The sequence below is a fragment of the Flavobacterium sp. genome (assembly GCF_043779715.1).
Taxonomy (GTDB): Bacteria; Bacteroidota; Bacteroidia; order Flavobacteriales; family Flavobacteriaceae; genus Flavobacterium.
Genome location: NZ_JAYWDT010000200.1, coordinates 1 through 14916, shown reverse-complemented (window position 1 = coordinate 14916; position 14916 = coordinate 1). Strand labels below are relative to the sequence as shown.

Genomic DNA, 14916 nt, shown 5'->3' with positions numbered 1-14916 from the left:
TGACATTTCTTTTTTTAGAAAAAATGAGTTCCACATAGGCAGTATTCGTGCAGGAGAACAAAGCAGAATGTTTTCTTCGGCATTTCTTCATGCGGATTGGGGACATTTATTTTTTAATATGTTTACCTTATTCATGTTTGCGCCTGTAGTTATAGAAAATTTAGGAAACACTTCATTTTTGTTAATTTATTTAGGCAGTTTGTTAGCAGGAAGTTTACTTACATTATATTTTCATAAAAATGATTATGGTTACAGAGCCATTGGTGCTTCGGGAGCAGTTACGGGAATTTTGTATTCTGCAATTTTATTAAATCCAGATATGAGTTTGTACCTGTATTTTATACCAATCCCAATTCCTGCTTATGTATTCGGAATAGGTTATTTGTTATATTCTATTTATGGTATGAAAGCCAAGAATGATAATATTGGTCACACAGCCCATTTTGGCGGTGCAATAGGTGGTTATTTGATTACAATTTGTAAAGAACCCATAATGCTAACTGAAAACACAAATATGGTTATTTTGTTGGCCGTACCCATTATTTTGTTATTTGTTTTAGCAAAAATGGGAAAGTTATAGTTTGGCACGCCATTTGTTTACTTATGTTTAATTTAAAAATATATATTATGAAAAATTTAGTAGTAACATTAATAACATTTTTTACCGTGATGACATACGCACAAGATCAGAAAATGCCTCAAATTCCGCAAATAACAGTTTCTGGCGAAGGAAAAATAAAAGTAGTTCCAGACCAAGGAATTATTTCTCTTGGAGTTGAAAATACAGGAAAAGAAGCCGCCGAAGTAAAAAAAGCGAATGATATTATTATAGAAAAAATTCTGAAATTTATAAAAAGCAACAATATTCCTGCTACCGATTTTCAGACCACAAATGTAAGCTTGAATAAGAATTACGATTACGAAAAAAAGAAATACAATTATGTAGCCAACCAAACGGTTACAGTTACATTAAAGGATTTAACAAAATACAACGAGTTTATGATGGGAATTACCGAAACTGGCGTTACCAACATACATGGTGTCGAGTTTAAATCATCAAAAATGGAAACTTACGAAGCCGAAGCTAGAAAAAAAGCCATTTTAAATGCCAAACAAAAAGCGTTAGATTATGTTTCGGTTTTAAACCAAAAAATAGGAAAAGCGCTAATAATTTCGGACAACTCACAAACGTTTTATCCACAACCAATGTTTAAAGGAGGCGTGATGGCAATGCAAGCAGATGCATCTGCACCAAGAGAAACATTAGCTGTGGGCGAAATAGAAATAAATGCAAATGTTCAGGTTACTTTTGTATTAGATTAAAATTTAAAGTTTGCCGGATAAAAAAAGCTGAACAATTTTGTTCAGCTTTTTTTATAGTTTTTTGGAAAAAAATCAAGCGATATAGTTGTTGTAAACTACTTGTTAGGCAGAGTATTTTTATTTAAAGGCTTCAAACCAAATTCATGCAGTTTTATTCCTGAGTTTGTTAATCTAAAAATATCTTCAAATTTAGTGCCTATTCCACATGCTAACATAAATGCTTCTCCTTTTAGTATCCTGAGATATAGACAATTTAATTGATGAATTTTTATTAGAGTATTTCTCTAAAAGAATATAACTGGATGGATTTAAATTATTTAATATGAACGAAAATTTTTTGAAATTCTTGCCAAGTTAATTTTTCCCAATAAAACTAAAATTGTTTCTAATACTTCATGTTTGTATTTCTTATCTTAATTCATTCTTTTTTTGAATGTTTTAAGATTTTTGTTATCAACAGTTTGTGAGTGAAGTTACTGAAGGAAAATTATTGTTTTCTTAACGTTATGATGTGCAATTATTGACGATGAAATATTTTAAAAACACACTAAATAATTTAAAACAGGAATTTCTTTAAGTAAGTCGTTTTTAATTATTACATCCAATGCAAATTCAGTGAAATCTTCACTCAAAACTATGGTTTCGCTGAATATTTTTCTTTCAAGATTTTCGGTTAGATTATAATAATCGTTATATTTCACTCATGTTCTTTAGTATTGTACCTAAATAGCTAGTTTGTCTGATTTAACACAAAAAATAATTTACACCAAACCATTCTTAACCAAATACTCAGCGATTTGAACCGTATTTGTAGCAGCACCTTTACGTAAATTATCGGCTACAATCCACATGTTTATTGAATTGGGTTGGCTTTCGTCACGACGAATTCTTCCTACAAAAACATCATCTTTTCCTTGCGCATACATAGGCATCGGATAGGTGTAAGTGTCATTGTTATCTTGTACAATAACTCCAGGTGTGTTGTGCAAAAGCTGACGCACTTCATTCACATCAAAATCATTAGAGAATTCGATATTTACGGCTTCGCTGTGTCCGCCAACTATTGGCACACGAACTGCAGTAGCTGTAACAGCAATGGTTCTATCATCTAATATTTTTTGAGTTTCACGAACCAGTTTCATTTCTTCTTTGGTATAACCGTTTTCTTCAAAACTATCACATTGTGGAATGGCATTTCTGTGAATAGGATATTTATAAGCCATTTCACCAGAAATTCCTGCATATTCGTTTTCTAGTTGTTGTACAGCTTTTACTCCAGTTCCAGTAATAGACTGATAAGTAGAAACAATAACACGTTTGATATTATATTTTTTATGCAACGGCGCTAAAACCATAACCAATTGAATGGTAGAACAGTTTGCATTTGGAATAATTTTATCTTCTTTTGTTAATATAGATGCGTTTATTTCTGGCACAACCAGCTTTTTAGTTGGATCCATTCTCCAAGCCGATGAATTATCGATTACAGTTGTACCAGCTGCGGCAAATTTTGGTGCCCATTCTAAAGAAGTTTCTCCACCAGCAGAAAATAAAGCAATATCGGCTTTCATATCAACAGCTGTTTGCATTCCTACGACTTTATATTTTGTTCCTTTAAATTCTATTTCCTTTCCTACAGATCGCTCTGAAGCAACGGGAATCAATTCGGTTACAGGAAAATTTCTTTCGGATAAAACTTGAAGCATTACCTCGCCAACCATTCCGGTTGCACCAACAACTGCGATTCTCATATTTTATTTATTAAATTCGTAGTGCAAAAGTAATTAATTATTAAATTCAAAAACAAATATCCTTTACAATAACATTAAAAAGAATTAAACTTACATTTACGAAATAATAACATTACAAATAATTTAATAAAAGTCGAGATTTTATACTTTTGCACCACACAACTAAAACCAATAAAAAATGAAGAAAATTTATTTTGCAATGTTATGCATAGGAATACAAACCATAATGATGTCACAAACTACGCTTGTAAATACTGGTTCATCATGGAAGTATTTAGATAATGGCTCTAATCAAGGAGCGGCTTGGAGAGCAACAACAATAGATGAAACGGGTTGGTTACAAGGTAATGCTCAATTAGGTTATGGTGATGGAGATGAAGCAACCGTAGTTGGTTATGGAGCGAGTTCTACAAATAAATATATTACAACATACTTCAGAAAAACGTTCACTATTGCTGATGCGAGTTTATTTCTTAACTATACTTTGAAAGTAAAAAGAGATGATGGTGTTGCCGTTTATGTAAATGGTAATGAAGTTTATAGAGATAATTTAGCTGCTGGAGCATCAAATACAACTTTAGCTACTCTTGCCAGTGATGATGGGGGGACTTTTCAGACTACAACACTACCAATTAGCACATTTATAACTGGAAGTAATACTATTGCGGTAGAAATTCATCAAAATGCGGCCAACAGTTCAGATATTAGTTTTGACTTGGAACTTCTTGGAAATATTACAGCTCCAGTTTCTACAACACAAAAACATATTCGTTGGGGAACTACAAAAAATCCTTTAGAAGGATTAACTATTTCATGGACAAATTCTACAGCAGCTACAATCGATCAAATAAAATGGGGATACACAACTGCTTATGAGCAAGGAATAACAAATATTGCTTCTAGAGCAGGTTATGCAGCGGCAACAAATAAATTTTTTAGTTTTATATTTCCTGGAATATTATCATCAAACGCAACAATATATTATTCGTTATATGATTCTGTATCTAGCACATGGACAGCTCAAAAAACATATGTAACATCACCTCCTTTAAATGCCAATACTTTTTCTTTTGCAGCTGTGGGAGATAGCCGAACAAATGTAGGAGTTTGGAATACAGTTTCTACTTTAATGAATGCAAAAAATCCAGCATTTGTGGTTTTTAATGGTGATATTGTTGATACTGGAAGTTCAGCTTCACAATGGGATGCTTGGTTCGATAATGGGACTAATTTAATCAACAATAAATTAATATTGCACGCACAAGGAAACCATGATGTAGCTTCTGCATCTTATTATCAGAATATTTTTGACTTACCAAAAAACAATGTACCTACAACTGAATTGTATTATTCAGTAGATTATGGAGAAGCTATTTTTATCTGTTTGAACTCTGAAACTCCAGCAGATGCAGCTCAAAGAACATGGCTTACCAATACTTTGACAGCAAATGCAAGTAAAAAATGGAAAATCATTTCGTTTCACAAACCTTTTTATACTGTAGGACCACACGCTGGTGAAATGAATAGCTATTGGAATACGTGGTTTAAAGATTTTGATGATTATGGGGTAGATTTAATTTTAACTGGTCATGATCATTTATATGAAAGATTTAAACCAATTAATAGAAATGTGAGCACAACTGTTCCTGTAGCAAATTATGGTAGTTTAGCAGGTGAAGGTAGATGTCAGGTGGTTTGTGGTGGTGCTGGAGCTCCTTTATATTCAGCAGGGACTTCTTCATTATTACAAACGTTCAAATCAGATTATCATTATGTAATGTTTGATGTTACAAATACAACGCTGTGTGGTACTGTTTATGATGATTCTAATATTGTTATCGATAATTTTTGCATCAACAAACCTTATTTATCTACGGATACTCCAAAAGGAATTTTTTATCCAATAAAGTTGTATCCAAATCCCGTAAAAGATGTATTCAAAGTAGAATACTCTTCTCCTAACACAGGTGATGTGAAAATAAATATATACGATATAAAAGGGAAGCTTGTAGCAACAGAAAAAGCAACCAAATCATCAACTGAATTTACATACAGCTATAATGCTTCATCATTAAATGCAGGAGTATATGCTTTTGAAATCCAAATGGAAAATCAAAAAGACACTTCAATAATGATTCGTGAGTAATTATAAAATGAATAACATATTAGAAAAATGCATTAGAGTTGGTGTTTTTGGTACCTTCTTAGGTCATGGAATAGTGGCATTGGGAATCAATCAAAAATGGATTCCTTTAATTACCTGCTATGGATTTTCAAGAGATGAAGCCATCGCAATAATGCCGTATATTGGAATCGCAGATATTATCATCGCTTTTATAATTTTGGTTTACCCTATTCGTGTAGTAGTGGCATGGGCTATTTTATGGGCATTTATGACTGCCTTGAGTAGACCAATATCTGGTGACGAATTTGTAGAATTTGTGGAAAGGTCAGCAAACTGGTGTTTACCATTAGTTTTATTTTTAACGTTAGGTATTCCTAAAAATTATATTGGCTGGTTGAAAGTCAGAGAATAAAAAAAGGAGGATTTTAAAATCCTCCTTTTTTTATTTATATATTTTGTAGCAATTTATTTTTTCAATAAATCTCTAATTTGTGTAAGCAATTCTTCTTGAGTTGGACCAGTTGGTGCTGTTGCTGCTTCTTTATTTTTAGCGGTATTCATTCCTTTAATAATTAGAAATAAAACAAAAGCAATAATAATAAAATTAATTACTGCGGATATAAACATACCATATTTTACACCACCAAAAATGGTTAATTCTTCTATTTTAGATAAATTGGCTGCTGACAAAGCTGGTTTTAACAATAATGGAGTAATAACATCCTCTATTAGTGAACTTACGATTTTTCCAAAAGCACCACCAATAACTACACCTACTGCTAAGTCAACGACATTACCTTTCATTGCGAAAGCTTTAAACTCGGATAATATTCCCATAATTTACTTGTTTTAGGTTAATTAGAAAGCCAATTTAATATTTTATTCAAATAATAGCCAAATATTTTCTAATTATTCTCTATAAAAAACCCGTTTTACTCTTCCAGAAATACTTGTCAATATTTCGTAGGGAATGGTATTTATAGCTTTTGCAATTGTTGTAACCGATGGATTTTTACCAAAAATTATCACTTCATTTCCTTCGAAACAATTAATTTCGGTTACATCGATCATGAGCATATCCATGCAAATACTTCCTATGATTGGAGCTTTTTGTTCATTAATTATAACATAACCAACGCCATTTCCCCAAGCACGAGAAATCCCGTCGGCATATCCTATAGGAATTGTAGCTATTTTTGTTGGTTTTTTAGCCATAAATCGGCGATTATATCCTACACTTTCTCCAATATCTAAGGTTCGTATTTGTGAAATTATCGATTTTAGTGTACCTACATTTTCAAGTTCTTTTGTTTCATTTATATCGTTAGAAACTCCGTATAAGCCAATTCCCAATCGTACCATATCGAATTGCGCTTGCGGATAATTGCTTATTGCCGAAGTGTTTGAGATATGACGTATAGGATTTATTTTGAGTTCTGTTACGACTTTGTTAGAAATTGCATCAAAATCTAAAATTTGTTTTTTAGTAAAAATATCGTGTGTTAAATCATCGCTGGCAGCTAAATGGGACAAAATGCTTTTTACTTGAACCGAATCATGTTTTTGCAAAATAGATATGAGTTCAGGAACAATCTCATCATCAAAACCCAAACGATTCATTCCCGTATTTATCTTAATATGTATAGGATAATAGGTAAGTTCTTTTTGTTCCGTAATTTTTATAAATGCTTTTAGACCTCGAATGCTATATATTTCTGGTTCTAAATTGTATTGAATTATCGACGGAAAGCTTGTCATTTCTGGATTAAGAACCATAATAGGCAATTCGATTCCTGCTTGACGGAGTTCGATTCCTTCGTCAGCGAAAGCAACACCAAGATAATCAACTTTATGATGGGCGAGGAGTTTTGCAATTTCAAATCCGCCACTTCCATAACCAAAAGCCTTTACCATAACCATAATTTTGGTTTTCGGATTCAGTTTAGATTTGTAGTAGTTTAAATTGTGACTTATAGCGTTTAAGTTAATTTCTAAAACCGTTTCGTGTGTTTTTTCCTCGAGTAAGGTTACGATTTTTTCGAACTCAAAATGACGAGAACCTTTTATTAAAATGGTTTCGTTTACAAAATCTAAATTCTCAAAATCGGTAATAAAATCATCAGTTGAAACATAAGAAATCGCATTGAAAAACTTATTTTTATATTTAGAAATGATATCGCCAATACAAATTACGCGATTTATTTTATTTGAAATAATAAGCTGAGAAACACGAGCGTATAAATTTTCATCTTCTAATCCTGACTGATATATATCAGATAAAATTAGTATTTTCCTTAAGTGTTGTTTTTGATTTTCAAGAAAATCTAAAGCAATTTTTAATGATTGAAAATCAGCACTATAACTATCATCAATTAAAGTACAATTATTAATTCCGTTTTTTACTTTCAATCGCATTTCGACTGGAAACAATTGACTTACTCGATGCTCGATTGTGTCTAAATCATACTTTAAATACAACATAGTCAAGATGCAATGCATGCTGTTTTCTAGCGAAGCTTCATCTGTAAATGGAATTTTTATTTTAAAACATTTATCTTCATTTGTAATATTCAAAATCGAATAATCATCGAAGGTTTTCTTCTGAAAAAAAACATCGGCAGACTTGTCACTTGTGCTCCAAGTAAAAGTTTTTATTTCCGTTTTTATAAAAGCTTCGATGGTTTTATTTTTATTGAGAATTAAAACTTCAGCGTTAGTAAATAGTTTTAGTTTTTCTTTTATTTTCTCAGAAATATCGGTAAAACCTTCGTCATGAGCAGTTCCTATATTGGTTAAAATCCCAATGCTGGGCTGAATTATCTTTTGAAGATTTTCCATTTCTCCTTTGGTAGAAATACCAGCTTCAAAAATTCCTAAATTATGATTTTCATTAATTCCAATCACTGATAGCGGAACGCCAACTTGCGAATTGTAACTTTTTGGGCTTCGAATCACATTATAATCAGGACTTAATAAGAAATTAAGCCACTCTTTTACAATAGTTTTTCCGTTACTTCCTGTAATTCCTATGATTGGAAAATGAAATAAATTGCGGTAATAACTGGCAAATTTTTGTAAAGCAACAAGTGTGTTTTCGACAACTATAAAATTTGCTTTATCATTTAATCTTTTAGGAATATAGGTAACTACAAAGTTCTTTACGCCTTTAGAAATTAAATCTCCAATATAAATATGAGCATCATTGTTAGGGCCAACTATCGCAAAAAATAAAGTATTCTCGTTGTTTTGTAAAGAACGACTGTCTATAGAAATATTATTGATATGTATATCAGTCTCAATGCCTTGAAAATTTGCATTTAGAATTGGAATTATATTGTTTAAGGATATAGTCAATTGGTCTAATTATTTTTCTTTTGATAAATGTTCAGCATCTTTTACAATCATATTTTCACGCATCGCATTATAATATGCTGCGCGACTTAATGGTTCATACTCTTCGGTTTCGCCAAGCATAACAAGTTTGTCATTGTCGGTTTTCCGAAAACTATAATTGGCAAGATTTCCTGTGCGAGTACACACAGCATGTACTTTTGTAACATATTCTGCAGTTGCCATAAGCGCTGGCATTGGGCCAAAAGGGTTTCCTTTAAAATCCATATCCAATCCAGCTACAATAACTCTAATTCCAGAATTTGCTAAATCATTACAAATTTTGACAATCTCATCATCAAAAAACTGAGCTTCATCAATTCCTACAACATCGCAACCTTGTGCCAAAATCGCAATATTTGCGGCAGCAGGAACAGGAGTAGAGCGAATTTCATTTTTGTTGTGTGAAACCACCATTTCTTCATCATATCGAGTATCGATAGATGGTTTAAAAATTTCGACTTTTTGTTTGGCAAATTGTGCTCTTTTTAGTCTACGAATTAGCTCTTCGGTTTTACCCGAAAACATCGATCCGCAAATAACTTCAATCCAACCAAACTGCTCTTTATGATTTACTGTATTTTCGAGAAACATTTTTTATTTTTATGACGATAAAAATGAATAGTTTTTATTACTTTGTAACAGAACAAATTTATTAAAAAAGAAAAGCTTTATTGAGTATAATAGTAAAAGTTATGAAATAATTATTAAAATAACTTTTGTAAGAATAAATTTAGTACCAATAATTATTACATGTTCCAAAATATAAAAATATAGAATACACATGAAAAAAAAGTTAGAAGCTGAATTAATTAGCATTGCGCACCGAATTTTACAACTAAAACATAAAGAAGATGTTCGTGAATTGCACCATGAAGCTCAAAAATTATACGAAAAACTGTCTGTTTTATTATTTGTAGAAGAACATTTTAGCGAAACAAAACCTACAATTGGTTTACATGATATAGAAGTTATAGTTGAAAAAGCGTTTGATTTTGATGAAAAAATTCCAACCGCAAAAACTAAAGGTGAAGAAATTATTATTCATGATATAAATGAAGAAATTCCTCCTGTAAAGACAGTTGTCGAAGAAGTAAAAGTGGCTACTGAAGAGCCAAAAGCAATTATTGAAGAACCAAAAATAATTGTTGAAGAACGAAAAGTAGCAATTGAAATGCCAATTATTGAAATTCCTAAGCTAGAAAAAAAGCAAGTTTCGATAGATGATTTTTTAAGTAATATGCAACCAGAACCAATTTTTGAAAGAGTTTCTAATGTTAAAAAAACAGAGGAATTTGTAATTCCAGTTGAAATATCAAAAATTATAGAAGATAAAATTGAAGAAAAAGTTGTTCCAGAAGTAAAAATTGAAACCGAAATATTTTTTGATAAAGCAGATATCAAACCTGCTATAAATCTTAATGACAAACTTAATAAAAGTGTCAATATTGGTTTGAATGACAAATTGGCTTTCGAAAAACAATTATTTGATGGAAGTGTCGAAGATTTTAACCGTGTAGTTTCACAAATATCAACTTTCGATTCGCTAGAAGATGCTAAGAATTTTATTGATGAAATGGTAAAACCAGATTACAATGACTGGAAAGGAAAGGAAGAATTTGCAGACCGTTTTATGGAATTTGTATCTAGTAAATTCGTGTAAATGGGAAAATTATATCTTGTTCCAACGCCGATAGGTAATCTTGAAGACATGACTTTTCGTGCTATCCGCGTGCTTAAAGAAGTCGATTTGATTCTTGCCGAAGATACGCGCACCAGTGGAAAACTCTTGAAGCATTTTGAGATTTCGACACACATGCACAGTCATCACATGCACAACGAACATAAAACCATCGAAAATATTATAAAGCGCATACAAACTGGCGAAAATATTGCTCTAATTTCCGATGCAGGAACGCCCGCAATTTCAGATCCAGGATTTTTGCTCACTCGAGCTTGTGTCGAAAATAATATAGAAGTAGATTGTTTGCCAGGAGCAACAGCATTTGTACCAGCTTTAGTAAATAGTGGTTTTCCTAATGATAAGTTTATTTTTGAAGGTTTTTTACCCGAAAAAAAAGGTCGTCAAACACGTTATTTGGCTCTAGCGGAAGAAACTAGAACCATGATTTTGTATGTTTCTCCACACAAATTAGTAAAAACATTAGGCGAATTTGTACAGTATTTTGGTTCAGAAAGACCTGTTTCTGTTTCTAGGGAAATATCTAAACTACACGAAGAAACAATTAGAGGAACTGCTGAAGAAGTCTTGAAACATTTTGAAATTAAACCACCAAAAGGAGAAATTGTAGTTATTGTAGGCGGAAAAATTTCTGTAAAAGAGAAAAAAGAAGGCAAATTTGATAATGAGGATTAGTTTATGGAATTAAAAGATTTTATAGAAAAATTAAATCAGTCAGCTGAGAATGTAACTTTTGAAGAAACTATAGTAGTAATTGAACAAAATTATATTTTTACTCCAACAGCTTTTCAAAATGGTTCTCAATATAATAATGTAGTTGAGAATTCAGGTTCTTGTAAATTATTTGCTTTTGGATTATTACAAAAATTATCAGTAACTAAAATGCTTTCTTGTTTTGGTTCTTATTATTTTGAAGAAGTTTTAGGAAATCCAGAGAGTACAAATCATCAAAACATTCGTAATTTTATGAAAACGGGTTGGAATGAAATAAGATTTGAAGGAGTTCCTTTGGTTTTAAAATAATAATTTATTTCACTTCCAAATCTACAAATGAGAAAGTATTCCCACTAAACAAACCTTTGTCAGATAATTTTAAATCTGGAATTACTAGAAGTGCCATAAACGAAAGTGTCATAAATGGAGCTTTTAGATTACTACCTAAATCTTTTGCCATCGCATCAATTTCTTGGTACAATTTTCCAGTTTCCCAACCATCTTTATCGCTCATAATTCCTGCAACGGGTAAGGCTAATGATTTGTTTTGAGAGCCATTTACGGCACAAATTCCACCAGTGTTTTTGATGATTAAATTGACAGCATTACAAATCTCTTCATCCGATGTTCCAACCACCACAATATTATGGCAATCGTGTGCAACGGAACTTGCAATAGCACCTTTTTTTAAACCAAAATTCTTGATAAAAGCAATTGCTGGAGTTGTATTTTGATAACGATTAACAACGGCCATTTTTAGAATATCATTATCAATATCTGAAACAAGTTTTCCATTTTCTATGAGTGAATTGTGATGAATTTCATTTGTGATTAATTGTCCTTCCAAGGCTTCAATTACTCTAATTTTTGATGCTGAACTCCGAATTTGAAAATCACTAACCTCCTTTTCGGTAATATTAAAATTATTTGGTGTTTCAAAATCAACATGTTTTACGAATGATTGTCCATTTTCTGCAACTAATTTGCCATTTATATACGTTTTATTGACTTTAAAATTCATTAAATCTTCAACAATAATAAAATCGGCAGCATCATTTTCTTTCAACAAACCAACATTCATTTTGTAATGATTCACTGGATTTACACAAGCCACTTGCAAGATTTTGAAAACATCAATTCCTTTTGCAACAGCACGAGCACAAAGCAAATTAATATGTCCTAAAATCAAATCGTCAGGGTGTTTGTCATCAGAACAAAACATCATATTTTCGTAATTTTCTGGAAGTAAATCTATCAATGCTTCAAAGTTTTTTGCAGCACTTCCTTCACGAATAATAACTTTCATACCAAGTGATAATTTCTCTTGTGCTTCATCGTAAGTAAAACATTCGTGATCGGTTGTAATTCCTGCCGAAATATATTTTTTGATAGGTTCTCCACGCAGTCCAGGCGCATGACCATCAACAGGTTTGTCAAAATGTTTTGCCCAAGCAATTTTCTTTAAAACTTCTTCATCATCAAACAAAACACCAGGATAATTCATCATTTCCGACAAATAATAAATATCTGGAGAAGCCATTAATTCTTTTATTTCTTCAGAATCGATAATCGCACCAGCAGTTTCAAAAGCAGTTGCAGGAACACAAGATGGCGCACCAAAATGAAATTTCAATGGTACTTTTTTCCCGTTTTCAATCATATAATAAACGCCTTCTTTTCCTAACACATTGGCAATTTCGTGCGGATCAGAAATGGTAGCAACCGTTCCGTGAAGGACAGCAAGTTTTGCAAATTCAGAAGGTACAAGCATCGAACTTTCAATATGAATATGTGCGTCAATAAATCCTGGAAGAATATAGTTTTTTACCTCATGATTTTTCTCAATTATAGAAATAATTTTCCCGTTTTCGACAGTAATTTCACCTGAATAAATTCGTTTTCTCTCTATATCTACAATTTGTCCTTGAATCTGCATTTTGTTTATTTTAAAAAAGTAATAAAAGCCAAAAGTAACACCATTTTTTATTTTTGCAGTGTTTTTATTAATTGTAATCAGTTATTTGTTGTTATTTTGTACCGATAATTGTTAATAAAAATGTTGTGTTGCTAAATAAATTTAATCCTAGTTCTAAATCTTTCAAAAATACTTTTTGTGTTTTTAATGAAGCTGAAATTAAAACTGTCGAATCTCTAATTCCGAATTACAAGAGTGAATCTGGGAGTCAATATTTTTATACCGAAGCAGGAATGTATCGCCTTTCTAATCACTGGGGAAGACTAGCAAATAGCAAGTGGCGACTGGTTGCTTTCGAGCCAGAATCGGGATCTAAAACTAAATTGGGTTTTGCAAAATGGGACGGTTTTTATCTAGACAATAACTTCGAGAAGTTATATTATTTAGAAGCTAATTTCAATAACAAAACGATAAATTACCAACACAAGAATAACCCTGATTTTGATAATAACCCAGTTTTAAGAAACACATTAGAAACGGCAAAAAGAATAAAACAAGCCAGAAATATATTAACATTGACTAGTTGGGCAAAATATTTTAGTAATCAAAATATTGATGAATTAAGAGAGAAAATCATCAATGAATTAATTTATACCAATAAGAATTTAGAAGAAATAAAACGCAATTATCATGAGTAGAAACACCGAAAAGAATATCAAAAAACACAATGATAAGCTTCATAAAGCTCAGGATAAAGTCAAAAAAGCAAAAGTAGATCGTGCAGCACAACTAAAAGCTATTGTGAAAAAATTTAATAAATCAAAAGACTAATGATTCTTTTTAACTAAATATTAATAAACGTTTCGTAAATCTAAAAAATAATTTGTATTACATTTAGATTATGAATAAGGAACACAAAAAAGGATTTTTTTTCAAGCAATATGAAGCTCCATTTCAATCTCCGTTCGATAAACTTTTTTCTATTTTCAAAGAGTTAATTACACACACTTCAGGAGATTTTGACGAGGCCATAAGTTGGTTGCGAGAGCTTGATGTCGAATATAAATTGACAACTGCAGAATATACAATCGATGATTTTATTGAAGATTTAAAGAAAAAAGGATATATTCGAGAAGAGCTTAAAGAAGATGGAACAACAGGAACTGGAATTACTGCTAAAACAGAAAGAGCTATTCGTCAAAGTGCTTTAGATCAAATTTTTGGAAACATCAAGAAGTCAGGAACTGGAAATCATAAAACAAAACAAACAGGAAGTGGTGATGAGCATACTGGAGAGTTAAGAGAGTTTCAGTTTGGAGATGGTTTAGAACGAATTTCTTTGACAGAAAGCCTGAAAAATGCACAAATAAATAATGGTGTTGATGATTTTATGCTTACCGAACAAGATTTGGTTGTAGAAGAAACGCAATTTAAAGCTCAGATGAGTACTGTTTTAATGATTGATATTTCTCATAGCATGATACTTTATGGAGAAGATCGTATCACACCAGCAAAGAAAGTTGCGATGGCACTTGCCGAATTAATTACAACTAGATATCCTAAAGACACACTTGATATTTTAGTTTTTGGTAATGATGCTTGGACGATTCCAATTCGGGACTTACCATATTTAAAAGTAGGACCATATCATACTAATACAGTGGCAGGATTACAGTTAGCGATGGATTTGTTGAGACGAAAAAGAAATACCAATAAGCAAATTTTTATGATTACTGATGGAAAACCAAGCTGTGTTCGCGAAAAAAATGGCGAGTATTATATGAACAGTAATGGACTTGACGAATATATTGTAGACAAATGTTATAATCAGGCACAACAAGCACGAAAATTACATATTCCAATTACAACTTTTATGATTGCAAATGATCCATATTTACAAAAATTTGTCAATCGATTTACAGAAGCCAACCAAGGCAAAGCATTTTATACTGGACTAAAAGGTTTAGGTGAAATGATTTTTGAAGATTACGAAACA

15 protein-coding genes are annotated in these 14916 nt (G+C 31.6%); 10 read left to right on the top strand and 5 right to left on the bottom strand.

The genetic code is table 11. From position 1 onward, the window contains the following. Both ACH2BG_RS09675 and ACH2BG_RS09670 read left to right on the top strand, forming a co-directional pair. Positions 1–580, top strand: a 580-nt coding sequence (locus ACH2BG_RS09675; protein WP_395047488.1) for a rhomboid family intramembrane serine protease, incomplete at its 5' end; no start/stop codon positions are given. Between the two features lie 47 nt (positions 581–627). Then, positions 628–1323: an SIMPL domain-containing protein gene (locus ACH2BG_RS09670; RefSeq protein WP_395047487.1), complete on the top strand. Its 696-nt coding sequence runs from the start codon at positions 628–630 to the stop codon at positions 1321–1323. Positions 1324–2084: 761 nt separating this feature from the next. On the opposite strand, the gene ACH2BG_RS09665 is transcribed toward ACH2BG_RS09670, so the two are convergent. Next, on the bottom strand, positions 2085–3074 hold the full coding sequence (locus tag ACH2BG_RS09665) for an aspartate-semialdehyde dehydrogenase (RefSeq protein ID WP_395047486.1): 990 nt from the start codon (positions 3072–3074) through the stop codon (positions 2085–2087). A gap of 178 nt (positions 3075–3252) precedes the next feature. Here ACH2BG_RS09665 and ACH2BG_RS09660 point away from each other — a divergent pair, with 178 nt between their 5' ends. Together ACH2BG_RS09660 and ACH2BG_RS09655 are read left to right on the top strand one after the other, a co-directional pair. Continuing rightward, entirely contained in the window at positions 3253–5220 is a 1968-nt protein-coding gene (locus tag ACH2BG_RS09660; RefSeq protein WP_395047485.1) for a T9SS type A sorting domain-containing protein, read from the top strand. Between the two features lie 7 nt (positions 5221–5227). Further along, the gene (locus tag ACH2BG_RS09655) at positions 5228–5611 is read left to right on the top strand and encodes a hypothetical protein (protein ID WP_395047484.1); all 384 of its coding nucleotides are present in this window, start codon (positions 5228–5230) and stop codon (positions 5609–5611) included. 53 nt (positions 5612–5664) lie between these two features. Here the strand turns inward: ACH2BG_RS09655 and mscL are convergent, their stop codons facing one another. The 3 genes from mscL to ACH2BG_RS09640 all read right to left on the bottom strand — a co-directional run bounded on the left by mscL (position 5665) and on the right by ACH2BG_RS09640 (position 9183). After that, entirely contained in the window at positions 5665–6036 is a 372-nt protein-coding gene (mscL, locus tag ACH2BG_RS09650; RefSeq protein WP_395047483.1) for a large conductance mechanosensitive channel protein MscL, read from the bottom strand. A 72-nt stretch (positions 6037–6108) separates the two neighbouring features. Beyond that, complete coding sequence (locus ACH2BG_RS09645) at positions 6109–8553, bottom strand: bifunctional UDP-N-acetylmuramoyl-tripeptide:D-alanyl-D-alanine ligase/alanine racemase (RefSeq protein WP_395047482.1); 2445 nt, start codon at positions 8551–8553, stop codon at positions 6109–6111. 9 nt (positions 8554–8562) lie between these two features. Continuing rightward, positions 8563–9183 carry a thymidine kinase gene (locus ACH2BG_RS09640; protein WP_348074487.1) on the bottom strand — a complete coding sequence of 207 codons (621 nt, stop codon included), beginning with the start codon at positions 9181–9183 and terminating at the stop codon, positions 8563–8565. A gap of 190 nt (positions 9184–9373) precedes the next feature. Between ACH2BG_RS09640 and ACH2BG_RS09635 the strand changes: the two genes are divergently transcribed. Genes ACH2BG_RS09635 through ACH2BG_RS09625 form a run of 3 tightly spaced genes read left to right on the top strand, consistent with a single transcriptional unit; the run spans position 9374 to position 11314 of the window. Beyond that, positions 9374–10252 carry a hypothetical protein gene (locus ACH2BG_RS09635; RefSeq protein WP_395047481.1) on the top strand — a complete coding sequence of 293 codons (879 nt, stop codon included), beginning with the start codon at positions 9374–9376 and terminating at the stop codon, positions 10250–10252. Next, positions 10253–10966 (top strand): 16S rRNA (cytidine(1402)-2'-O)-methyltransferase, encoded by a 714-nt coding sequence (gene rsmI / locus ACH2BG_RS09630; protein WP_395047480.1) that lies wholly within the window; start codon positions 10253–10255, stop codon positions 10964–10966. Positions 10967–10969: 3 nt separating this feature from the next. Next, on the top strand, positions 10970–11314 hold the full coding sequence (locus tag ACH2BG_RS09625; protein ID WP_395047479.1) for a HopJ type III effector protein: 345 nt from the start codon (positions 10970–10972) through the stop codon (positions 11312–11314). A gap of 4 nt (positions 11315–11318) precedes the next feature. Here ACH2BG_RS09625 and ade read toward each other — a convergent pair whose 3' ends face one another. After that, the gene (gene ade, locus ACH2BG_RS09620) at positions 11319–12941 is read right to left on the bottom strand and encodes an adenine deaminase (protein ID WP_395047478.1); all 1623 of its coding nucleotides are present in this window, start codon (positions 12939–12941) and stop codon (positions 11319–11321) included. Positions 12942–13069: 128 nt separating this feature from the next. Here ade and ACH2BG_RS09615 point away from each other — a divergent pair, with 128 nt between their 5' ends. From ACH2BG_RS09615 to ACH2BG_RS09605, 3 genes are all read left to right on the top strand, one after another. Continuing rightward, the gene (locus ACH2BG_RS09615) at positions 13070–13618 is read left to right on the top strand and encodes a hypothetical protein (protein WP_395047477.1); all 549 of its coding nucleotides are present in this window, start codon (positions 13070–13072) and stop codon (positions 13616–13618) included. Further along, positions 13611–13751, top strand: a complete 141-nt coding sequence (locus ACH2BG_RS09610; RefSeq protein WP_395047476.1) for a hypothetical protein — start codon at positions 13611–13613, stop codon at positions 13749–13751. The genes ACH2BG_RS09615 and ACH2BG_RS09610 overlap by 8 nt, the downstream gene beginning before the upstream one ends. Before the next feature lie 70 nt (positions 13752–13821). Further along, positions 13822–14916 (top strand): VWA domain-containing protein (locus tag ACH2BG_RS09605; RefSeq protein ID WP_395047475.1); only part of this gene is annotated, 1095 nt, incomplete at its 3' end.